The organism is Paraburkholderia tuberum STM678 (genome assembly GCF_902833905.1).
Classification (GTDB): domain Bacteria; phylum Pseudomonadota; class Gammaproteobacteria; order Burkholderiales; family Burkholderiaceae; genus Paraburkholderia; species Paraburkholderia tuberum.
On record NZ_CADFGP010000025.1, the window covers coordinates 34,714 to 56,417 of the forward strand.

At 63.4% G+C, this 21,704-nt stretch carries 19 protein-coding genes and 1 pseudogene; 7 read left to right on the forward strand and 13 right to left on the reverse strand.

Annotated elements, in window-relative coordinates:
• The first annotated feature begins 246 nt into the window (after window positions 1–246).
• Together HWY30_RS21880 and HWY30_RS21885 are read left to right on the forward strand one after the other, a co-directional pair.
• Window positions 247–954, forward strand: a complete 708-nt coding sequence (locus tag HWY30_RS21880; protein WP_090809333.1) for a PIG-L deacetylase family protein — start codon at window positions 247–249, stop codon at window positions 952–954.
• A 129-nt stretch (window positions 955–1,083) separates the two neighbouring features.
• On the forward strand, window positions 1,084–1,236 hold the full coding sequence (locus HWY30_RS21885; protein ID WP_166618176.1) for a hypothetical protein: 153 nt from the start codon (window positions 1,084–1,086) through the stop codon (window positions 1,234–1,236).
• A 45-nt stretch (window positions 1,237–1,281) separates the two neighbouring features.
• Here HWY30_RS21885 and HWY30_RS21890 read toward each other — a convergent pair whose 3' ends face one another.
• From HWY30_RS21890 to aepX, 3 genes are read right to left on the reverse strand one after another with little or no spacing between them, the layout of a single operon-like run.
• Window positions 1,282–2,349 (reverse strand): 2-aminoethylphosphonate aminotransferase, encoded by a 1,068-nt coding sequence (locus HWY30_RS21890; protein WP_090809331.1) that lies wholly within the window; start codon window positions 2,347–2,349, stop codon window positions 1,282–1,284.
• 23 nt (window positions 2,350–2,372) lie between these two features.
• Complete coding sequence (gene aepY, locus HWY30_RS21895) at window positions 2,373–3,536, reverse strand: phosphonopyruvate decarboxylase (RefSeq protein ID WP_090809329.1); 1,164 nt, start codon at window positions 3,534–3,536, stop codon at window positions 2,373–2,375.
• Entirely contained in the window at window positions 3,533–5,263 is a 1,731-nt protein-coding gene (aepX, locus tag HWY30_RS21900; protein ID WP_090809327.1) for a phosphoenolpyruvate mutase, read from the reverse strand. The genes aepY and aepX overlap by 4 nt, the downstream gene beginning before the upstream one ends.
• A gap of 550 nt (window positions 5,264–5,813) precedes the next feature.
• Here aepX and HWY30_RS21905 point away from each other — a divergent pair.
• Both HWY30_RS21905 and HWY30_RS21910 read left to right on the forward strand, forming a co-directional pair.
• Window positions 5,814–7,355 carry a methyl-accepting chemotaxis protein gene (locus HWY30_RS21905; protein WP_090809325.1) on the forward strand — a complete coding sequence of 514 codons (1,542 nt, stop codon included), beginning with the start codon at window positions 5,814–5,816 and terminating at the stop codon, window positions 7,353–7,355.
• A gap of 321 nt (window positions 7,356–7,676) precedes the next feature.
• Entirely contained in the window at window positions 7,677–9,416 is a 1,740-nt protein-coding gene (locus HWY30_RS21910) for a peptidoglycan D,D-transpeptidase FtsI family protein (protein WP_090809323.1), read from the forward strand.
• Between the two features lie 27 nt (window positions 9,417–9,443).
• Here the strand turns inward: HWY30_RS21910 and HWY30_RS21915 are convergent, their stop codons facing one another.
• Complete coding sequence (locus HWY30_RS21915) at window positions 9,444–10,559, reverse strand: GGDEF domain-containing protein (protein ID WP_090809321.1); 1,116 nt, start codon at window positions 10,557–10,559, stop codon at window positions 9,444–9,446.
• Window positions 10,560–10,901: 342 nt separating this feature from the next.
• On the opposite strand from HWY30_RS21915, the gene HWY30_RS21920 reads away from it, so the two are divergent.
• The gene (locus HWY30_RS21920) at window positions 10,902–11,156 is read left to right on the forward strand and encodes a DUF2866 domain-containing protein (protein ID WP_090809319.1); all 255 of its coding nucleotides are present in this window, start codon (window positions 10,902–10,904) and stop codon (window positions 11,154–11,156) included.
• 16 nt (window positions 11,157–11,172) lie between these two features.
• Here the strand turns inward: HWY30_RS21920 and HWY30_RS21925 are convergent, their stop codons facing one another.
• Window positions 11,173–11,802, reverse strand: a complete 630-nt coding sequence (locus tag HWY30_RS21925) for a 2-hydroxychromene-2-carboxylate isomerase (protein WP_090810447.1) — start codon at window positions 11,800–11,802, stop codon at window positions 11,173–11,175.
• A gap of 111 nt (window positions 11,803–11,913) precedes the next feature.
• Window positions 11,914–12,540, reverse strand: coding sequence for a LysE family translocator (locus tag HWY30_RS21930; protein WP_090809317.1), 627 nt, complete (start codon window positions 12,538–12,540; stop codon window positions 11,914–11,916).
• Window positions 12,541–12,750: 210 nt separating this feature from the next.
• Between HWY30_RS21930 and HWY30_RS21935 the strand changes: the two genes are divergently transcribed.
• Complete coding sequence (locus HWY30_RS21935) at window positions 12,751–13,113, forward strand: GtrA family protein (RefSeq protein WP_090809315.1); 363 nt, start codon at window positions 12,751–12,753, stop codon at window positions 13,111–13,113.
• 309 nt (window positions 13,114–13,422) lie between these two features.
• Window positions 13,423–14,433 carry a glycosyltransferase family 87 protein gene (locus tag HWY30_RS41760; RefSeq protein ID WP_425199394.1) on the forward strand — a complete coding sequence of 337 codons (1,011 nt, stop codon included), beginning with the start codon at window positions 13,423–13,425 and terminating at the stop codon, window positions 14,431–14,433.
• On the opposite strand, the pseudogene HWY30_RS21940 reads toward HWY30_RS41760, so the two are convergent.
• The 7 genes and pseudogenes from HWY30_RS21940 to HWY30_RS21970 form a co-directional block, all read right to left on the reverse strand.
• A pseudogene (locus HWY30_RS21940) lies at window positions 14,405–15,466 on the reverse strand (glycosyltransferase family 2 protein); the annotation flags it as partial. The gene HWY30_RS41760 and the pseudogene HWY30_RS21940 overlap by 29 nt on opposite strands.
• An 8-nt stretch (window positions 15,467–15,474) precedes the next feature.
• Entirely contained in the window at window positions 15,475–16,755 is a 1,281-nt protein-coding gene (locus HWY30_RS21945; RefSeq protein WP_090809311.1) for a glycosyltransferase family 87 protein, read from the reverse strand.
• Window positions 16,752–18,503, reverse strand: a complete 1,752-nt coding sequence (locus HWY30_RS21950) for a VWA domain-containing protein (RefSeq protein ID WP_143037260.1) — start codon at window positions 18,501–18,503, stop codon at window positions 16,752–16,754. Before HWY30_RS21950 ends, HWY30_RS21945 begins: the two co-directional genes overlap by 4 nt.
• Window positions 18,504–18,659: 156 nt before the next feature.
• Window positions 18,660–19,388, reverse strand: coding sequence for a TadE/TadG family type IV pilus assembly protein (locus HWY30_RS21955; protein WP_176078928.1), 729 nt, complete (start codon window positions 19,386–19,388; stop codon window positions 18,660–18,662).
• The gene (locus tag HWY30_RS21960; RefSeq protein ID WP_090809307.1) at window positions 19,376–19,894 is read right to left on the reverse strand and encodes a TadE/TadG family type IV pilus assembly protein; all 519 of its coding nucleotides are present in this window, start codon (window positions 19,892–19,894) and stop codon (window positions 19,376–19,378) included. Before HWY30_RS21960 ends, HWY30_RS21955 begins: the two co-directional genes overlap by 13 nt.
• Complete coding sequence (locus HWY30_RS21965) at window positions 19,891–20,769, reverse strand: tetratricopeptide repeat protein (protein ID WP_090809305.1); 879 nt, start codon at window positions 20,767–20,769, stop codon at window positions 19,891–19,893. Before HWY30_RS21965 ends, HWY30_RS21960 begins: the two co-directional genes overlap by 4 nt.
• Complete coding sequence (locus tag HWY30_RS21970; RefSeq protein ID WP_244144957.1) at window positions 20,766–21,698, reverse strand: type II secretion system F family protein; 933 nt, start codon at window positions 21,696–21,698, stop codon at window positions 20,766–20,768. The genes HWY30_RS21965 and HWY30_RS21970 overlap by 4 nt, the downstream gene beginning before the upstream one ends.
• Window positions 21,699–21,704 lie beyond the last annotated feature (6 nt).

Sequence of the window (21,704 nt, forward strand, 5' to 3'; positions counted from 1 at the left end):
GCGTTTCGATCTCAACCTTCTGGTTGTACTTGAGCCGTCGAGACGGCGACTCATACCAAAAACGTGCGCTTCAAGGGCCCCTCCGCGATCTTTCAGGCACGCGCTTTGCGCGCCGCAAGTTTCGCGCGCAAGCCGCACCAATTGCGCCTAAGCTGAGGTGACGCCATTTTTTCGCACGCGGCGCCTTGACGACCGGCAGCCTCGATGCCTCATCCGTCCCGCCTCGAATCGCCACAACGCAAGCCCATGAGCGAAACCACTCCACGCCTTTTCATCGTCTCGCCCCATTTCGACGACGCCGTCTTCAGTTGCGGCGCCTTGCTCGCCGCCCATCCCGACGCCGCTGTCTGCACCGTGTTCGCCGCGCCGCCCGAGCACGACATGCACACGGAGTGGGACGAAAAAGCAGGCTTCGCGAACGCCCATGAAGCGGTCCGCGAACGCACCATCGAAGACAACCGCGCGCTCGAAGTGCTCGACGCGATCCCGCTGCGCATGCCGTTTCGCGACAGCCAGTACGCCGACTCGCCGTCGATCAGCCAGATGGCCGCGGCGCTGGAGGAAACGATTTACCGCACGACCGCGAACACGCTGCTGATGCCGCTTGGCCTGCATCACGACGATCACGCCCGGGTATTCGAAGCGTGCTGCGAGATCCTGCCGCGGCTCACGCATCTGGACTGGTTCGGTTACGAGGAAGCGATTCACCGGCTCACGCCGGGCGCGGTGCAGGCGCGGCTCGCCGATCTCGCGCAGCGCGGCATCGTCGCGACGCCGGCAACGCCGAGCGCGGGCCACACCATCGACGTGCAGCGCCGCGCGCATCTGAAACGCGAAGCGGTCAACGCGTACGCGAGCCAGTTGCGGGCGTTCGGCGCAGGCAACTACGACGACGTGTTCGCGACCGAGCGCTACTGGCAGCTCAGCGCCGGCCGCAAACGCGCGAAGAAATAGCAAAAAGGAGCGAGCAGGAAGCGCGGCGAGCGCCTACGCTTGAAGACAGATAGCCGACGCGGCGGCACAGATCGGCGGTATCAAGCCGCTTCGGCCGGACCCGCGCATTTCAACCGCAAGGGTGACGCAATGAGCTACGACATGCACACCAGCCCGATTCCCGACCCGAACGCCGATCCGAACCGCGACCCGGAAGCCGACCCGCTCGTGCCGCCGTCGCCGGGGCATCATGCCGAGGAGCCGCAGCGGCCTGACGGGCCGCCGGACAAGGATCCTGTGTAAGGGAGCCGCGAGCGGCGCGGTCGCGGCGCGCCGCTCGGCGCAGCGTCAGCGCATCAAGTCGCTGAAGCCCTGCAGCAGGCGGTCGATATCGGCCGCGTGAACGTTGCCCATCGTCGAGATGCGGAACAGCTCCGCCGACAGCCCGCCCTGCCCCGCATAGATCACGAAGCCGCGCGCCTTCAGCGCGTCGTGCAGTTGCGGATACGCGATACCGTTGGGCAAGCGGTACGCGCGCAACACCACCGACGACTGCCCGGCCGGCAACACACTGTCGATGCCGCGCGCCGCCAGCCCAGCGCCCACCTGCTCGGCAAGCGCCGCATAGCGCGCGTGACGCGCGCGCCAGCCGCCTGCGTCGGCGAGCTCACGCAGCGCCTCGACCAGCGCGTAATACGCGTGCACCGACGGTGTAAACGGCGTGTTGCGCTGATCCTGCAAACGCGCGAGCCGCGCGAGATCGAGGTAGTACGTGCGGCTCGCCGCGCGCGCGAGCGCCGCGCGCCGCACCAGCACGAACGACGCGCCCGGCACGCCATGCAGGCACTTGTTGGCGGTCGCGGCGAGCGCGTCGAGGCTCGCGTCCGCGAAATCGATCGTTTCGGCGCCGAAGCTGCTGACACCGTCCACCAGCAGACGCAGGCCGCGCTCGCGACACAAGGCGCCGAGCGCCGCGATGTCGTTCAGACGGCCCGTGGTCGTTTCATGATGAATCACCGCGACGTGCGTGAACGACTTGTCGGCGTCGAGCCGTTCGGCGATCTTCGCCAGATCGGGCGCGTCCATCCAGTCGTGCTTCAGCGCTTCGTGCGCGATGCCGTATTGCGCGGCGATCTGCGCGATACGCTCGCCGTACACACCGTTTTCGACGACCAGCAGTTTGCCGTTGTGCGGCACCAGCGCGGCCGTCATGCTTTCGACGGCGGCCGTGCCGGAGCCGGTCATCAGTACTGCCTGCCATTCGTTCGGGTCGAGCCCGTACACGTCGACGAGACGCGTGCGCGCCTCTTCCTGGAGATCGAAAAACTCGCTCTCGCGATGGCACAGATCCGTCTGCAACAGGCTGTTGCGGACACGTTCGGTGAGCGTCACCGGGCCGGGGTTGAGCAGCAGCATGGGCGCTCCTGTTGGCGTTGGGTTCAGATCGCGCCGATGTGGCGCATCAGGCGCGTCTTCACATCGGGCGGCGTAATGGTCGGGCGCGGCAGGCCGTCGGGCGTGCCGCGGCGGATCGTCAGGCGCGCGAAGCGCGGCCCGTCGAGCGGCGGCGCCGCGAACAGCTCGTCGATGATCGCAGGATCGTCGCTCTCCACCGCCGACGCGTAACCGCACGCGGCCGCCACGCCCGCGAACGACACCTGCGACGATACCGTCGCCTGGCCGCCGGTCGAGTCGTGCGCACCGTTATCGAGCAGCACGTGCGTGAGGTTCGACGGGCCGTACGCGCCGAGCGTCGCGAACACGCCCATGCGCATCAGTGCGGCGCCGTCGCCGTCGAGCGCGACCACGCGCAGATCGGGGCGCGCGAGCGCGAGGCCGAGCGCGAACGGCGTCACGCAGCCCATCGAGCCGACCATGTATAGCTGGTTCGCGCGATCGTCGATCGCATAGAGTTCGCGGCCGCAAAAGCCGGTCGACGCGAGCACCACCGTGGAGTCGAGCGGCGTATGCGCGATCACCTTTTGCAGCGCGTCGTGGCGCGTCGCGAGTTCGTCCGCGGCGCTGTCGCGAAACCGCGCGCGAGGCTCGACCGGCGTGCGCCGCCTGGGCGCGCCGCCGTCCTTCAGTTCATACGGCGCTACGCTGCCCTTCTGCATCACGAGCGCGTACGGACGGCCGGTTGCGTCCATGTGCGCGATCGCGCGATCGAGCGCCGGACCGATCGCGTCGGCCTCGGTCGGGAACGTCTCCCACGGAATTTCCATCGTGTCGAGCATCGCCGGTGTGATCGGGCCCATCAGCGCGTGCTGCGGCTCGTCGGCAACGCCGGGCTGGCCGCGCCACGTGACGATCAGCAGTTGCGGCAGGCGGAAGGTCCACGTCAGCGACGTCAGCGGGCTTACCGCGTTGCCGAGCCCGGAGTTCTGCATCATCGTGATGCCGCGCCGGCCGTTTTTCGCGCCGAGCGTAACGCCGGCGATCAGCGCGACCGCGTCGCCCTCGTTGGCCGCCGACACGTAGTGCAGCGACTCGTCCTGCAGCACGTAGTTGATGAACGGCGTCAGATACGAGCACGGCACGCCCGCGTACCAGTCGAAACCGCGCTCGCGCGCCGCCTCGACGAACTGTGCTGCTTCGATCATTGCGCGCCTCCGTGTGCATCGTTCGCCGTCGCCCCGCCGCCGACGGCCGTCGCGAACGGCGCCTGCGCGTGCGCGAAGTCGCCCGCGCGGCGGAAATCGTCGAGATCGTTGACGCCGCGCCAGTGGCCGTGCACGTATTGCACCTCGATCGACTCGCCCGCTTCGATCAACGCGTTCAGCAGCGCGGGCATGTCGAGCGACGCGAAATCGTCGCGCGTGCGCAACTCGCGCATGACCGCCCGCAGGCGCTCGCGACCCGCGCCGCGCACGTTCAGCAGACCCACCCAGCGGCCATGCGGCACCGGGGCGACGCCCGCCGCCGACGACTGCTCCCGCCCGCTCGCGACATGCCGCAGCACGATCTTGTTGCCGAACAGACCGCGGTCGTCGGCGGCCGAGCACCACGCGAAATCGCGCACGCTCGCGTTCTCCGCATCGGTCAGCGACGAATCGACGACCACGCTGAACGCGGCCTCGCTTTCCACCAGATCGCGCAGGATGTAGCTGCGAAACAGCAGGTCGCCGTACGAAATGACCGTGTCGCCGGTCAGGTGGTCGAGTGCGCACGCGAGCGAGGCAAGCTCGCCGGTCTGCGCGTGCTGCTGGTTGACCACGAGGCGGATGCCCGCGGTATCGATCGCGTCGGCGCGATAGCCGCCGACCACGGTGATGTCGTTGACGCCCTGCTTCTTGAACGCGTCGACGAGCCAGCGCAGCAGCGGTTTGCCGGCGATCGGCAGCATCACCTTCGGACGGTCCCCGGTCACCGCTTCAAGGCCTTTGCCGCGGCTCGCGGCGAGCACGACGGCCGAGCCGGCCGCGCGGCCGCTCGACAGATAGCGGTCTTCGGCTTCCGAATATTCGTCGGCGTCCTGCAAACGGAAGATTTCGTTGACGGCCGCGATGCTGTCCTCGACGTTGACGAGCGTCTCGCTCGAATGGATTTCCTTCGCGACGGCCTGCATCGCCGAGGTCGACGCGCGGATCAGATGGTTCGCCCAGATCACGGTGCTGATGCCCGCTTCGCGGAACACCTCGGTCGGCGTGCTGTAGTACTTGGTCGGCACGATCACGAGCGGCGCGCGCCCGGCCCATTCGCGCGCGAATTCGAGAATCTCGTCGGGGCGCGACAGCTTGCTGTGAATCAGGATCGCATCGGCACCAGCTTGGGCGTACGCTTGCGCGCGGCGCAGGGCTTCGTCCATGCCCCAGCCCGCGATCAGCGCCTCGACGCGCGCGACGATCGAGAAATGCTCGTCGTTCTGCGAGTCCTTGCCCGCCTTGATCTTGCCGCAGAATTCGTCGATATCGGCAAGCGGCTGCGCCTCGCCGTTGATGAAGCTGTTGGTCTTCGGAAACTGCTTGTCCTCGATGCACACGCCGGCGATGCCGCGCTGTTCGAGCTTGCGCACGAGGCGGCGCACGTTGTTGAAGTTGCCGTAGCCGGTGTCGCCGTCGAGCAGGATCGGCAGATCGCTCGCGTCGGCCATGAATTCGAGCGTATCGACCACCTGCGTCCAGCTCGCCTCGTTGTTGTCGCGCACGCCGAACTGCGCGGAGATCGCGAGGCCCGAGCCCCAGATCGCCTTGAACCCAGCTTCGCGAACGATGCGCGCGGACAGGCCGTTATGCGCCTCCATCATGAATTCGAGTTCGCTGCTGACGAGCATCTGGCGCAGGCGCGCGCTGCGGGACTGGGAAACGAAAGCGGGATCGCGTGCATTCACTCTTCGGGACTCCTGGTGGCGGGCTTATTGGCGTTCTTCGATGCCAGGCTGGCAATCGGAAAAGGGCGACTATAGCGGAATTTTTTATGACGAGTCTTTGAAGGTCTCAACGGTCTTTCGTGGTTGCGCTTAAGTGGAAAAATGTGTTGTTTTTTGCATGCGTGACCATTTAACGGGATCTTTGGATTTGATTGGCGTTTTGTGGGATGTTGGTGCGAACCCTCCTGGATTGGGCTCAGCAGGTTTTACGCAGACCAGCGCCGGCCTTTTTTCATGTCGATTTTCTCGCGCATTTTTCAATCGCTGCGATTTACCGATAATCGCCGGTTAATTCAGATTCGCGAATGATGCACAAAAGTCTTTTTCGAATTGTGCGTATGAACGCCGCTTAAAACGATCAATAAATTCGCCTATTAATCGGACGAATAGCGATGTCGAGCAGCGGGTTTTCCCTGTCTCGATCAATGCCATTTCGCGCCGTAAACACAGCGAGCAGCATCCGACCGCAATTCAATGGACCTCACTGGCCAAAACGCCTATTCCCATCGCTATGACTCTGAACCGAAAACTGGCGTCCATGATCGCCGTTCTGTGGGTCGGCCTGATCCTGATCGGCGCGTTCGGCGCGTGGCAGAACCGCGCATCGATGATCTCGGACCGACGCGAGCAATTGCGCTCGTTGATCGACGAGGCAAACCACGTCGTCGGCCACTACTACTCGCTCTCCCAGCAGCATGCGCTGTCCGAGGACGACGCGAAAAAGCAGGCGCTCGCGACGCTCGGCGCGATGCGCTACGGCAAGGACGGCTATTTGTCGATCAACGACTCGCAGCCGGTCATGCTGATGCATCCGATCAAGCCCGAACTGATCGGCAAGAACCTCGCGCAGTTCACCGATCCGGCCGGCAATCATCTGTTCGTCGATATCGTCAACTCGGGCAATCACGACGGCGGCGGCTTCGTCGATTATTTGTGGGCCAAGCCCGGCAGCGAGCAGCCCGTCGCGAAGACCAGCTACTCGGTGCACTTCGCGCCGTGGGACTGGTACCTCGTGACCGGCATGTACATGGACGACGTGCAAAGCGCGTTCTACCGCAACCTGCTGCGCTGGCTCGCGATCACCGTCACGCTCGGTGCGCTCTCTACGGTCGTGATGCTGGTCGTGCTGCGCAGCATCCGCCGCTCGCTCGGCGGCGAACTCGAAGTGGCCGTCGAGCACGCCCGGTTGATGGCGCAAGGCAACCTCGCGACGCCGGTGCCGATCGAGCCGCACGACAGCGGCAGCCTGCTGCATGCGCTGCGCACGATGCAGGCGGGACTCGTCGACACGGTCTCGCGAGTGCGCCAGGGCACCGAGAACATCAACGTCGGCGCGACCGAAATCGCAGCGGGCAACACCGACCTGTCGCAGCGCACCGAGGAGCAGGCGGCGGCGCTCGTGCAAACCGCGTCGAGCATGGATCAGATGACGGTGAACGTGAAGCAGAACGCGGACAGCGCGACCCAGGCCGCGCAACTCGCGAGCGACGCAGCGAACGTCGCGACGCGCGGCAGCCGCGTGGTCGACGACGTGGTGCGCACGATGGGCGAGATCACCGCGAGCTCGCGGCAGATCGGCGACATCATCGGCGTGATCGACGGCATCGCGTTCCAAACCAATATCCTCGCGCTGAATGCCGCCGTCGAGGCGGCTCGCGCCGGCGAACAGGGCCGTGGCTTCGCGGTGGTCGCGGCCGAAGTGCGCAGCCTCGCGCAGCGCTCGGCGACGGCCGCCAAGGAGATCAAGGCGCTGATCGAAACCTCGACCGATACCGTCGAGACCGGCTCGTCACTGGTCGCCAACGCGGGCGCGACAATGGGCGAGATCGTGCAGTCGGTGCGGCGGGTCAACGAGATCCTCGAAGAAATCAGCCACGCGTCGCGCGAGCAGAGCGCGGGCATCGAACAGGTCAATCGCGCGGTCGGCGAGATGGATCAGGTCACGCAGCAGAATGCGGCACTGGTCGAACAGGCCGCGGCCGCCGCGCATTCGCTGAAGGACCAGGTCGCCGTGTTGCGCGACGCGATTGCGAGTTTCGCGTTGCCGGCTTGAGCTTGCCCCGCCGCGCCCGCGACGGGCGCGAAAAAAGAAGGCGCCCCACAGGCAGGGAGCGCCTATTCAACACGCCGCGTCGGAGTCGACGCATCAATCGAACGAATCAGCCGCGCTGATTTTGCAAGTTCGCGCGGCTTTTCGTGATCAAGCTGCGGCTCGGCTCGCCTTTGCTCCAACTCGAACGCGCCTCCTTTCACATTCCTCGCATTTAAATTACGTTTTATTTACAATCGGCCCGGCGACAGTCCTTGCCGCCAGGCCTCGTGGCTTTGGCGGCCTCGTTCAATCGAAAGTACGTGAGGTCCGCTGCCCGCCGCCATGATCCGCCAGAAAAAACCGCCGTCGTCCGATCCCTATGCCTTAGCCGCGAAGAACCCGCTGCTCGATGCGCGACTACCCGCGTGGCGCTCGAAGTTCGTCGTGCTGCTCGTGTTCGGCGCGTTCGCGACGCTCGCGCTCCGCGCGTTCTGGGTGCAGGTCGTGAATCAGGACTTCTACGTCGACCAAGGGCAGAAACGCTATCAGCGCCTGCTCGAACTCGACGCGACGCGCGGCCGGATCGTCGATCGCAATGGTTCGATGCTCGCGGTCAGTCTCGCGACCTACGAAATCTGGGCCACGCCGAAGCTCGTCGACGAAAGCGCGTTCGCGCCGCTGGCAAAGCTGCTCGATCTGCCGCTCGCGGAACTGCGTCGGCGTCTGAACGGCGAGCGCAGCTTCGTGCTGCTCAAGCGCCAGGTCGATGCCGACACTGCCGGGCAGCTGTCCCGCCTCGGGCTCGCCGGGATCACGCAGATCGCCGACACCAAACGCTTTTATCCCGAGGGCGAGTCGGCCGCGCACGTGGTCGGCTTCACCGACATCGAGGACAACGGCCAGGAAGGCGTCGAACTCGCCGCCAATGCGCAGTTGCAAGGCGTGCCCGGCCACCGCGAGGTGATCCGCGACCGGCTCGGCCGCGTGATCTCGGAGACGCGGCCGCTCGTGCCCGCGCGCAACGGCGCCACGATCCAGCTGACGATCGACCGGCGCATCCAGCAACTCGCATACACACAACTCAAAGCCGCGATCGCGCAGCACCGCGCCGAAGCGGGCAGCGTGGTCGTGCTCGATGCGCGCAACGGCGAGATCCTCGCGCTCGCCAACTACCCGAGCTTCGATCCGAACGACCGCACGCACCTGTCCGGCCGGCAGCTGCGCAACCGCGCGGTGATCGACACGTTCGAACCGGGTTCGACGATCAAGCCGCTGGTCGTCGCACTGTCGATCGACGAAGGCAAGGTGCGGCCGCAGAGCATCATCGATACCGCGCCCGGCTGGTATCGGATCGGCCCGGCCGTGATTCACGACACGTCGAATCATGGCGCGATGACGGTCGCCGAGGCGGTGCAGAAGTCGAGCAATATCGCGCTGGCAAAGCTCGCGCTGAATCTGCCGGCCGAGACGATCTGGACCAAGTATCGGCAATACGGACTCGGTCTGAAGCCCGAGCTGCCCTTCCCTGGCGTGGCCGCCGGCAAGCTGCGGCCATATAAACGCTGGCGCCCGATCGAACAGGCCACGATGGCATATGGCTACGGGCTGTCGGTATCGCTGCTGCAAATCGCGCAGGTCTACACCGCCTATGCGGGCGACGGCGCGCTGAGGCGTGTGAGCCTGCTGCGCGAGCCGCTCGACGCGGATAGCCCCGAGTCGTTCGCCGACCGCGGCGAATCGGTCACGACGCCCGGCACCGCGCGCGCGATCCGCAACATGCTCGAAATGGCCACGGGCGACGGCGGCACCGGACGCGCCGCGACCGTGGCGGGTTATCGCGTCGGCGGCAAGACCGGCACCGCGCGCAAGCAGATCGGCGCGGGCTACGCGAAGAACCGCTACCGCGCGCTGTTCGTCGGCATGGCGCCGATGAGCGATCCGCGCCTGATCGTCGCCGTGATGATCGACGATCCGGCTGGCAAGGCGTTCTATGGCGGCACGGTCGCTGGACCGGTGTTCAGCGGCGTGATGGGCGGCGCGTTGCAGCTGCTCGGGGTACCGCCGGATGCGGCAGGAGTGTGACGCGTAGTTAGTGTTGGTTACGGTCGATCAGCCCTGCTCATCGAGCGCATCGACCTGCGCCTCGATACGATTGCGGCCGTTGCGCTTGGCCTGATACATCGCGCGATCGGCCTCGTCCATCATCGCCTGACCGAGCGACATCGCCTCGGCCGGGCTGCCGGCGACCACGCGCCCGGCCACGCCGATCGACACGGTCAATGCAATGAGCACGCCGTGCTCGTCGCGCACGTCGAGATTCTCGACCGCACGCCGCACGCGTTCCGCGACGGTCAACGCGTCGCTGCGATCGCCTTGCAGCAGCGCGGCGAACTCCTCGCCGCCATAGCGCGCGACGGTGTCGCCAAGCCGCACCTGCTGTCGCACGCAGGCGGCCACCGCCGCGAGCGCGCGGTCGCCGCTCTGATGGCCGTGGCTATCGTTGATGCGCTTGAAACCGTCGATATCGATGAAAAGACACGCGACCGGCACGCGATAACGGGCCGCGCGCATCAACTCCTCGCGCAGCCGTTCGTCGAAATAGCGGCGATTCGCGAGGCCGGTCAGCGAATCGGTCATGCCGAGCTGCCTGAGCCGCTCGCGATGCGCGACGTTGTCGAGACTCGCGGTGACGATGCTCGCGAAGCGCTCGAGAATGTCGGTGGCCATGCCCGCGCCGAAGCGCGCGGGGTCGTCGCTGCCGAGGCATAGATAGCCGCTGACGCTCGTGCCCGCGGCGAGCGGCAGCAGGATCGCGCTGGCCGGCACGTGAGCTGGCGCGGCACCGAAGAACGCGCGGCGCGTGTCGTCGTCGAGTTCGCCAGGGCGGCCGAGCCACGGCCGATCGTCTTCGCACAAGGATTGCGCGACGAGACCGCCCTCGCGCGACGTCTTCAGCTGCGCATGATCGAGCGCGCGCAGGTTGCCCGGCTCGAGCAGTTCGAGCAGCATTGGCGCGCGCTCGTCGAGCCACAGCACCACGTTCGCGAGCGAGAACTCCCGCGGCAGATGGCTGAACAACGTATCGAGAAACGATGCGAAATCCTGCGCGCCGATCAACCGCAACTCGACGTTCTGGAAGCGGCGCAAGGTGCGCTCGTTGTGCTGCACGGTGTCGACGAGCGTGCGAAGGCGCTCGGCAAGCGGCGTTTGGGCGAGATTCGTCACGGTATCAGTAGCGCGGCCCTGAAGGCGAAGCGGGGTCGACGCCCCAACTCTACTGATAACGGCCGATCCGCCGGGGTCTTGAGGGCAGGCTCGCGACGTGTCGGCCGGCCTGCCAGCGTTCATGCCCACTGTTGTCAGCTCTCGCTTGCATTCACTTGCACTCGCTTACACGCAATGAGATCCGTTTGCGTAATGATTGCGGTTCTTAAGTTTCGCTTAATTGTTCCCTGCAAGTATGTGGCACATCCCCTGTTGAGCCGCCAGAACATCGGCGGCGCTTTTTCTTGAGGGGTGCCAGAAGCGCGACCGAAAACGGTTACGCGCACAAGAAGGAGGTAAATCATGGTTGAAGAGATGGTAGTCGAACACCTGCGTGCGATGCCCGGCCATGAATGGACTCGCCAGATTCATTCCTGCAAGGTCTCCGATCCGCTGCAACCGCCCTGGGGCCGTTCATACCGGCTCGTCGAATGGACGATGAAGCACGCGCCCGAACCGAGCCGTCGCGTCGTTCCCGCCGAAAGTACTCCGCTCGAAATCGCCCAGGCCGTGGTCTCTCACGTGCCGGGTCGGCGCTTCTGTCAGCAGGCTGATTAAGCGCTCCCGCTGATGTTCAATGACGCGCCGCGATCGCGTCGCAGTGGTCCAACGCGTCCTCCAGCCTGTCATTGCCCCAGAACATCTCCCCGCCGACAAAAAACGTCGGCGCACCGAAAATCCCCTTGTTGATGGCCCGTTCGGTCTGCTCGCGCAAGCGGAGCTTGTTCGCGTCGCTTTGCGCGGCGTCGATCACGCTCTGCGCCGGTAAGCCAAGCGAGTCGAGCGCGTGACTGACGACATCGATTGAACCGATGTCGCGGTCGTCGACGAAATTCAACTGCATGATCTTGCGGCACCAGGCACCGATCCACGGCTCGTTCGCACCCAGCAGCGCGACACGCATCGCGAGAAGCGCCGCGCGCGGAAACGTGCTGGGGCGCGTGAGCGCAATGCCGTATTTGCGGCATTGACGCTCCATGTCTTTCCACACGTACGCGCCTTTTTCTTTCTGCAGTACGAAGGGCGAGTTGTCGAAACCGAGCTGGCGAAATACCGGACCGAGCAGAAACGGCCGCCAGACGATCGTCACGTTGCGCGCGGCCGCCAACGCTTCGATCCGCATCATGCTCAGATAGCTGTAGTTGCTGCCGAAGTCGAACCAGAACTCGATTGCGCGCGCCGTCGAAGTTGCGTCTTCAATCATCGCTGTCTCCTGAATCGGGCGAGCCATGGCATCGTCGCCTTGCAATGCTTAACAGTCGCGTCGTTGGGTCGCTGATCCTGCTGGCGCCGTCCTGAACTCGCGCTTCCGGACTCAGCGTGTTTGCACTGCCACGCGCAGGCCGAGCGAAATGAACAGCACACCGATGAGCTTGTTCTGCCAGCGCGTCAACCACGTCAAACGCTTCACGAGTTTGCCCAGCGGCCGCATCGTCAGGACGATCAGCGTCGTATAAAGCGCGCTCATGGCAACGAAAATCAGCCCGAGTGTCGCGAACTGCAGAAACGTCGAGCCATGTTCGGGGCGCACGAACTGCGGCAGAAACGCAAGGAAAAACAGCGCGGTCTTCGGGTTCAGCACTTCGGCGGGAATCGCCTGCAAGAACGCCTTCGAACCCGACACCGGCGCGACGACCGGCAGGTGCGCACTCGCCTGCTTTTCGCGCAACGCGCGAATGCCCAGATAGACGAGATACGCTGCACCGACGAATTTCACCGCATTGAAGGCCAGCGCGGACGTCATCAGCAGCGCGGAGAGGCCAACCGCGGCGCCCAGCGTATGCACGAAATCGCCAGTTGCGATACCGAGACCGGTCAGAATGCCGGCTTTACGTCCGCCGTGCATGGTGCGTGTCAAAACTAGCAGCACGGCCGGGCCTGGAATCAGAAAGAGCCCGAGCACGACGGCAACGAACGTCCCCAACGTGGATAGGTCAAGCATGTCGTCTCCTTGCGACGCGCGGGATCGAAGCTATGGGTGCGTTCAGCGGACCATTGTAGACGAATGCACGAAACCTCCCTGCGCACGCCCCGCGCACGGACGCTCCATTACAATGACCGGCACCGCGCCGCGAACCACCACCATGACGCATCGCCTGGGTTCCGCTCTACCTGCGATAATGACGAAACCAAACATTAGCGCGTTCCCGAAATGCCCAGGATCATCCGCTTCGCCATAGCCGGCGTCGTCGCCACCTGCACGCATCTGTGCGTCGCCTGGCTGGTTTTCAGTCGGCTCATTGCAGATTCAGCAATTGCCAATCTCGCCGGATTTGTTCTTGCCAATGTCGTTTCATTCCTGCTACAAACACTCTGGAGTTTTTCGAGCAGGCCAACGTTCTCGAATTTTTCCCGCTTCTGCGTCGTCTCCTGCGCGGGCTTCGGTGTTTCAGCACCCGTGCCGCTGCTAGTAGGTCGACAGCATCTCTGGGCGCCCACGCTGATCGTCGTGTGCTGCATTCCAGTATGCTCATATATTGCTCACGCGCGGTGGACCTATCGGATGGAAGGCTGACGCGGAAGTCATTGCCGCCCTGACCTGCGCACAGCACCCGAACGTTACACAACAACCATGACTACACAAGAGACGCGCAGGAAGGTAACGTCCACTTTCCAGTTCCTGCTGGTTTTCGTGCCGGGCTTCTTGCTCAGCATACAATTCATCCCCCTCGCCATCAGCCTCGCCGCACGCGACATAATCGGCATCCGCAATGCGCCGGCCGTCGGGTTCGACTTCGGGATTTTCTGGGCTGCAGCCCGTGTCGAGCTGGCGCACGGCGCGGCAGCGGTATTCTCACCTCGCTGGATGCAACCGCTAGAAGCCATGGTGCGCTCCTCGTCGCACTATGATTCCTGCCCTTATCCGCCGACGTTCCTGCTCGCCATTCGGCCACTGGGCTATTTGAGTTATCCGTGCGCCCTCGTCCTGTTCCTGGCACTCGGCATAGGTGTTTATTGCACTATCGCATTACGCATCGGCCGCCGCCTGGAACAAACACAGCGCCAGTCCATCTTGATCGCCGCGCTTGGCGGGATGCCGTTGGCTATCTTTGCGGGACAGAATACCCTCTTCACCGCCGCCGCCGCTGCCGCGGCGCTGGTACTGATGGACGGGGCGCCGATTTGCGCGGGTGCTTGCCTCGCCGTGCTCCTAGTCAAGCCGCAACTGGGTGTGCTCTTCCCGATCGCCCTCATTTGCGGACGCCGCTGGAAGATGTTGCTCGCCACTATTTTCTTTTGCTCGGTATTTATGCTGTCGAGTATCGCGATACTAGGAATTGAGGCATGGTCTTCGTTTTTCTCGTACCTTCCCGTATTCAGACAAGCCGTCCTGCTGGATGGCCGGGATCATTGGTTCGGGATGCCAACATTATTCGCCGCCGCCAGACTCGCCGGTGCGCCCGTGGCAGTGGCTTACGCCGTTCAGGCGCTAGCGGCCATTCCCGCCGTGCTTGCCGTTGCCTATCTTTGGCTCGTGAGCGCACGGTACGAATTGAGGGCTGCAGCCTTGCTCGTCGCCAGCCTGCTCGTACAACCCTATTTGATGACCTACGATCTCGCGTGGCTCGGCTTTCCGGCGGCGATTCTAATACGCGATGCGGTAGCGGGCGGGCTAACGCGCTTGGACCGGCTCGCGCTTGGCGCGGTATGGTCAATGCCGGTATACGAGCTGATTGGCGCTACTTCTCGGTTGCCATTTCATCTGGCACCCGTCGCAATGATCCTGATGCTGACGGCGATCGTGCGACGGCATCGGACCTCGTATCGCCCCACGCAACGTCTTTCCGGGCTGGCGGATGAGCGCTCCGACCGTCTCGTCGAAACGTGCGGCTGATGCGCTTTTTCCGTTGGAATCCGTGTGCACCCTCGACGAGACGCGCATCACGCACCGTTTGCGCAGCGCAATAACGTTGGCGAACGAGGTAAATCGGCCGTTGTTTCGACTCGTCATAAATCCGGCCGATGTATTCACCAATCACGCCGATACCGACGAATTGGATTCCACCTATGAACAGCACTGCCGAAAACAGCGATGCATAACCGGGTACGGGATTGCCGAACAGCAACGTGCGCACGACCATGAACCCTCCGTATAAAAACGCGAGCATGGCAATCAATGCCCCGACGTAAGTCCAGGCACGTAGCGGAATCGTACTGAAGCCGGTAATGCCTTCGATCGCGTAGTTCCATAGGCGCCAACCCGAGAAACTCGAACGGCCCGCACTGCGCTGTGCTCTCTCGTAGTGGAGCGTTACGGCGGGAAAGCCTACCCACGCGAAGAGCCCTTTCATGAATCGACGCCGCTCCGGCAACCGACGCAGCGCTTCGACTACCTGTCGGTCCATCAACCTGAAGTCACCGACATTCGGGGGGATCTTCACATTCGACAGGGCATTGTGAACGCGATAGAAGAGACTGGCCGTCACGCGCTTCGCAAACGAATCGCAACTGCGGTGGGCGCGACGCGCCAGTACGACCGGCGCACCGTCCTGCCAGCATTGGATCATGTCGGGAATCAACTCCGGCGGATCCTGCAGATCGGCATCAATGACGATAACGGCATCGCCTCGCGCCTCGTCGAGTCCGGCCGTTAGCGCCGCCTCCTTGCCGAAATTACGCGTCAGGTCGAGCACGCGGATGCGCGCGTCCTCGGCGGCAGCCGCGAGCAACTGGTCGAGCGTGCCGTCCTGGCTGCCGTCGTTGATGCAAACGATTTCGAAATGAAACGCATGAAGAGGGGCGATGACGTTTCGTATTTGCGTGAAGAACAGATTGACCGCATCGCGCTCGTTATGAAACGGCGCGATGATCGAAATCAGCGGAACCCGCGGTCGCTTCGACAGATCTCGGATGTTGACGGAGGACATCGTGTTCATCAGCAGATCCCCTTAACGAACGCGACACTGCTGCCCCCATTCACGCCGCGCCTCTCTTTGCTTACGCGCGTGACGAGCACCGCGAGGGTGAGTAGCGTAAGGATGGGCAGGAACTGGAAATGAACGCGGGGTACGACCAGTAGCCCCATTAGCGGAGCGAACCCGAGCAGTATTAGCCCCTCCCGCTCGTAACGCCGGAAACCGTGAGCCGACCCGAACCGGCCATACCAGGCAATGACGAGGCCATACCAGGTCAGGTCGTAATCGTAAAGGTATGGAGTGAAGGCCAGCGTCGCGCAGACGAGCGTCGCCGCGCGCAATTCGTGGGCGGCCGGCCGGGACCAAACGTAGACAACCGAAGCGACGGCCAAGCTCGCTGAAGCTGCCTGCAAGGCATAGGCGGCGGCGGCGGGCATGGACAACTGCCTTGCCAGCGCAAAAAACGTGGGAATGCGAGGCAGCAGCTTGCTGTCGGAAATGACGATGCCCTGGATTTCCCCCATGCTATGCACGAAAGCGGCGAGTGTTTCCACACCGAACAATCCAACCGATATCGCGCTCAGCACGGCTGCGATCGATCCGGTTACCACCAGAGTTCTCCACGAGCGCGAGCAGATCAGTGCAAGCGGAATCAGTACGGCGAGATGCGGCTTGATGCACAGCAGTCCTAGCGAAACGCCTGCCCAGACCGAACGCCGCGGCAATAGTGCGAGTCCGGATCCCATAAGTGAGGCGGTCAGCAGGCCGTTCTGTCCCGACAGTGCCGAAATGATCACTCCTGGGAAAGCCAGTGCGAGCAAGGCCGAAATCTTGCCCGGCACGATCGAGTTGATGGCTACGACGAACGCTATGAGCGTCAGTCCAAAAAAGAGCCAGGCCGAAGGCTCGTAAGGAAGCAGCGCTGCAGGGTAGAGAAACAACAGGAATGTCGGCGGATACAACCAGGGCAAGGTGCCCTTCAGATCAGGTAGCACAGCTTTTTCCACGGCTCCCAGCAGCTTCGCGCTGTACACATGGGCGGCGTGTCCTTGCAGCGCCAGATGGGAAGCACTCCAGAACGCGATGTAGTCTCGCGCATTGTTGCCGAAAGACAACTGGTGCCGCCAGTTTTCGCGAAACACTTGCACTGCTGGCACAAGGACGTAAATCAGCAGCAATGCGCCTGCGTAGACGTATAGACGTTGCCGTGTCAGCCAATGCGACCGCTGGCTCGCGCGGTCGCTTGCATTCCTTTTCGGGACCGCGAGTTCTTCGATCGATGCATTGTCCGATATCGTCATTGCTGGAGCCTCAGAATGCCGATGTTCGATGCGATCTGCTGGAAGACCGAATTTAGCGCCGAGTTGCTGGATGCGGTGTAGTAGTCGCCTGGCGACGCGCACGACTGCAACCCTGTATTGGCCGCGGCCCCCGATCCGAACGCGATCGTATAGATCGTGATGCCTGCGTTTTTGATCGCGGTGCAGACCCCCACCTGATAGGAGTTGATGTCGTTCAGGTTGATCGTGCCGCTCGCCAGCGTGCCGCTGCTGTAATCCGTGCTCGCCACGGATGGAGCGTGAAGGCTATTCGTGCCGACTCCGGACAACCCGTTGAAATGCGTGACCTCCTGGCCCGGAACGTAGCTCGCACTGACGTCGTTCTGCCCGTCCGTCATCAGGATCAGCACGCGCTGCAGGCCCATCGTGCTCTCCGATAACGGCAGAGGGGTGGTGATGGTCGAACGTTGCTTCCAGGTGCCGGCCCAGCTCGAAGACAGCATGCGCCATCCCCACGATAACCCGAGCGGAATGATCGTACTACCCGCTGGCTGCATCGCGGCGATTGCATTGGTCAGTTGCGTCTGGTCGTTGGTCAGGAACGTCACTGGCGTACCAATGCACAGATTGTTCTGGTTCAACGTATAAGCGCTATTGGTCGACGTTTGGTCCCATTGGCTGACCGGAAGTGTCGAACTGGTCGTGGTGCACGTGCCTTCTGATCCGGATCCGACTGTCGAGGGAACCCCCGAGATCGTGGAAGTCGTGCAGGTTGTCTGCTGTTTCGACTTCGTTTTGGTATAGACCGTGAGCCCCGTGGACGGCACGTTGTAGTAGTAAGGCGTGAACTGCAAATAGGGCGACGTCGACGACGCCGTCGTCGAGGACGGCGAATAGGCTGCCGCGGCCAGATTACCGCTGCTGTCCCGCGGCTCTGCGGCGCAACCGCCCCACCCGCTACCACTCCACGCCCACGTCGAACCCGACAGGCTAACCGTCGGCGTACCGCTCATCGACACGCCGGTCGAGTTGTAGCTGAACGTCTGCTTGAGCCACGTCCCCGTACTCAGCGATGCGGAAATCGTCGCGCTGTTCGCTCCCTGCCATGACGGGGTCTTGCCGACGTTAACCGTGCTGGCAAATGGCACGATTCCGATGTAGTACTGCGACGATCCCGACTGGCCGAACAGTTGTGTCAACAGGTTATTGGCTGCAGTCTTCAGTCCATAAATCTTTTCCTGCGAGAGGGTGCTCGCGCTACCGCCGCTTGGCGTCTGGGCCATCGACCCCGTGTTGTCCAGCACCAGCGCCAGTTCCAGTTCAGTTTGCGGATTACGCGCTACCTCGTTTGAAGCGGCGACCTGCATGTCGTTGCTACCCGTCGACCCGGTGCTGGTGCCGGTGTTCTTCGATGCCAGGAACGCCGGCATCATCAACGGCAATTCGCCCGTCGCGGAAAGCTGCACCAGTTGGCCACCGCCGTTGCTGCTTGGGTTATTCGCGCAGGTCGCATTGAAATTGCTGCTCGAAAGCAGCAGATCGAGATAGCCGTCCGGCATGTTCGTGCTGTAATACTTGAGCGCATCGTTCTTCCACGCGGCGAGGGTCGTCGGACAGGCCGTGCTCGCATAGTGGCCCATGTCCATCGAAGCCGAAAGATTCGCCACGTCGAGTGCGGACTGCATACGAGCCTGCGAAATTGCGTAGCGTCCCAGGTCGATCGATATCGACAACGCACCGAGCATCATGCTGGCGCTGACGGCGAACATCAGCGAAACCGCTCCGCGATCTGCGCCGGCAAAAAATTCGCGGCATCGCGCGAACACGGCGGCATCGCGCAGGCGAGCGGTACAAACAGCGGTAGCTAGATTCATGATTGTCCCCGGTACCTCGCGCGAGCGCTGGCTTATCGAAGGTGGCACCTGTCAGGAGCCCACGATGATCGTCGAGCCCGGACAGCCTGCCGACAAACCACTTCCCGCTGCGACGGCAGCGCCGGTCGTGTCAATCAACGGCATCGAGGTCCAGTTCAGCACGCGCTGCCGCGCATAGATCCGCCGATAGAGCACGGTCGAACCCGGAGCGCCGGGCCAGAACGAGGAGAGCAGAGGAAACGGGTTGTAGCGGTAGAAAACCTCGACTACGAGCGCGGCGTCGCCTTGATAGAACGGCCAGGTGGACGGCAGAACATTGCTGGTCGTGACCTGGGATTTCATGGCTGAGGTCGAGTTGGCCTCGGCCTGCCAGCAGATGGTCGGCTTACCGCTGGTCAGCGACGGCGTGCCGACCACGTTCAAGCCGCAGTTGTTTTCCGAAGACGACTTGTCACAAACGGAAGTGACGATGACGTTGCCGTTCGCCGTCAGTGTATCGGGACTGGCGAGCAGGTTCGCGTCCGCCCATAACGAGCCGAGGCTGTTCGCATTGGTCGTGCCGGATTGATCCGTCACATTCTGCATCTGCCCGAGCGAATTGGCGAGCGCGAACGCCGCATGCTCCACCATGCTCACTGCGCGCAGGTACAGATACACCTCGGTGAAGCCGAATAGCATGAACATCATCACCGGCACGATGATGACCACTTCGAGCGCCGCCACCCCGCGTGAGCGGCGCCGTGCGAGCCCGTTTCTCCGGGCACTCGTTAACTTGTGCATTCTTCGTTCTGGACAATGTAGTTGCGCTGGAAATTCAGCGTGGGCATGCCGAACCACGATGCCAGCCCTGTAAAGGCCGGCATGGTGACCTGAATGGTGTACATCTCCACGTCGCCGCAGTTGCCCGGCCCGTTGGCCGCTTTGTAGGTGGATGAACCGAAGTTGCTGAAGGCCACGTAGTCGAGTTGGGTCACCGTCACGGTCGCGCCAACGTTCTTCCACGTCCCCAGGTACTGCGTCGCGATCTGCTCCGCCTGCGTCGCGCGCGTGCCAGTGGCAGGCGCGGTCATCGTCAGTCCGGCTCGCGAAGCCGCTTGGGCCGCGATCTGCACGGTCACGTCGACGGTCATATCGAGCGCGAACTCGATCGTAGCGATGAACAGAAAAAATATGGGCAGCGAGGCGAGCGCGAATTCGATCGCGCTTGCACCGCGCTCGTCCCGCGGCAAAGTCCGCAGACGCCGCCAGGCAGAGAGGCAGGGCCAGGAGCGGACAGATCGCTTCATTGCGCCTTTTTCTCCGTCGCGAGGGAGGTTCTGCCCGGGCCCGCCGGATTGCCTTGCACTTCGGCCAGACGCATGCGCTGCATCGCGTAATAGCGGAGATTGTCCTGTGTTGATTTTTTCGGCAGATCGGCGTCCAGAATTTTCTCGGCAGCTTCGTTGTTGCCGAGCATGCCGTAGGCCATCGCGAGATTCTGGCGCGCCTCGGCCGGAGCGGCGGGAAAACGTGTGACGTCGAGCAGCACGTTCGCACCCTCGCGCGGCTTGCCCGCCACCACCAGAGAGAGCCCCAGATCGGTCTGCAGTCGCGGGTCACCTGGATTGTCGAGCAGTGCGTTGCGCAAGACCGCCTGGGCTTCGTCGTGGTGTCCCTGCATGTCGAGCGCGGTTCCGAGCCCCGCTGCCGCCATCGGATCATTCGGCGACTGCGCGAGCACGCGCCGGTAATCTGCGACGGCATCGCCCAGCCGTCGTTGCCGGATGGCCACGCGAGCATTGCCCGTCATGGCCGGCAGCGCGTTCGGATCGAGCGACAACGCCTTGTTGTAGTAGACATTCGCTCGCGTATAGTCGCCCTGCGCATACAGCGTATCGCCCAGGCCCGTCAGGCCCGGCACGGAATCCGGATTGGACTGGACGATCTGCATGTAAATGGTGGTGGCCAGATCGACATTGCCCGACTCCAGCGCGGCCTCTGCCACATGCAGTTCCCCTTTGAGGCTCAGCGTAGCCGGGCTGGAAACGGGCGCAACCGGCCCGAAACTTTGCTTGACCGTGGTCGTGCAGGCCGCCAGTATCAGCAGCGACACGGCGGCACCAAGCCTGCACGCCGCGGCGCCGGAAATCAAAGCGGCTGGAAGTGAGCGAGTGAGTTTCATGTCAAGTGCTTGAGTGAAGTGGCGAGTTGCATGATGGCCGGCCCGGCGGAAATTGCGACCACGGCCGGTAGGATGAACAGCATCATCGGCACGACCATCTTCGGCGCGAGCTTGGCTGCGGTTTCCTCGATACGCACGATATGGGCGGTACGCTCGATGCGCGAGAGCGTGCGCAGTGCCTGCGAAATGGGCGTGCCATAGCGCATCGATTGGGTCAGCGTCGAGATCAGCGCGCGTACCGGCGGCACGTCGACACGGTCGGCCATGGCTTGAAGCGCGCGCGCGCCGTCGCCGGAAAGATGCAGTTCGTCGGCGGTCAGCGCGAGTTCCGATGCCAGCGCCGGGCAGATCAGCGCCATCTCCTGGGCGACGCGACGCAGCGCTACACCGAGGCTATTGCCCGCATTGGTGCAAATGACGAACAGATCGAGCGCGTCAGGAAAATACGCGAGGATCTGCTTTCGCCGCCGGCGCGCGTACATGTCCAGCGCGTATTCCGGCACGATCATCCCGAACACGAATGCCGCCAACATCATCAGCACGCGGATCGCCACGACATGGCCGAGCGCGAACAGATCGGCTACCCACAGCACAACCAACGCGGCCCACAGCACGCCGGAGACGAATTTCAGTGCGATCAGGGTCGGCACGGCATTGGGACCGCGAAAACCCGCCTTGACCAGATCCCGTGCCAGCTTCAGCCGCTGATCGGACGTGAAGAGCGGCATGCGTTCACCGAACCGGATCAATGACGCCACGACACGGCGGACGAACACGAAGCCATTTTTCGACGGGTCGTTGCCCGAGGAAGCGGCTCCCGTAGCAGCGCCCACACTCACCTCGCGTACCCGTTCCGCAATCCGGCCTCGATACCCGCCCCGGTTAAACGCCCACCACAGGACGAGCGCACCCAGCAGCAGCAGCAGCATCAACAG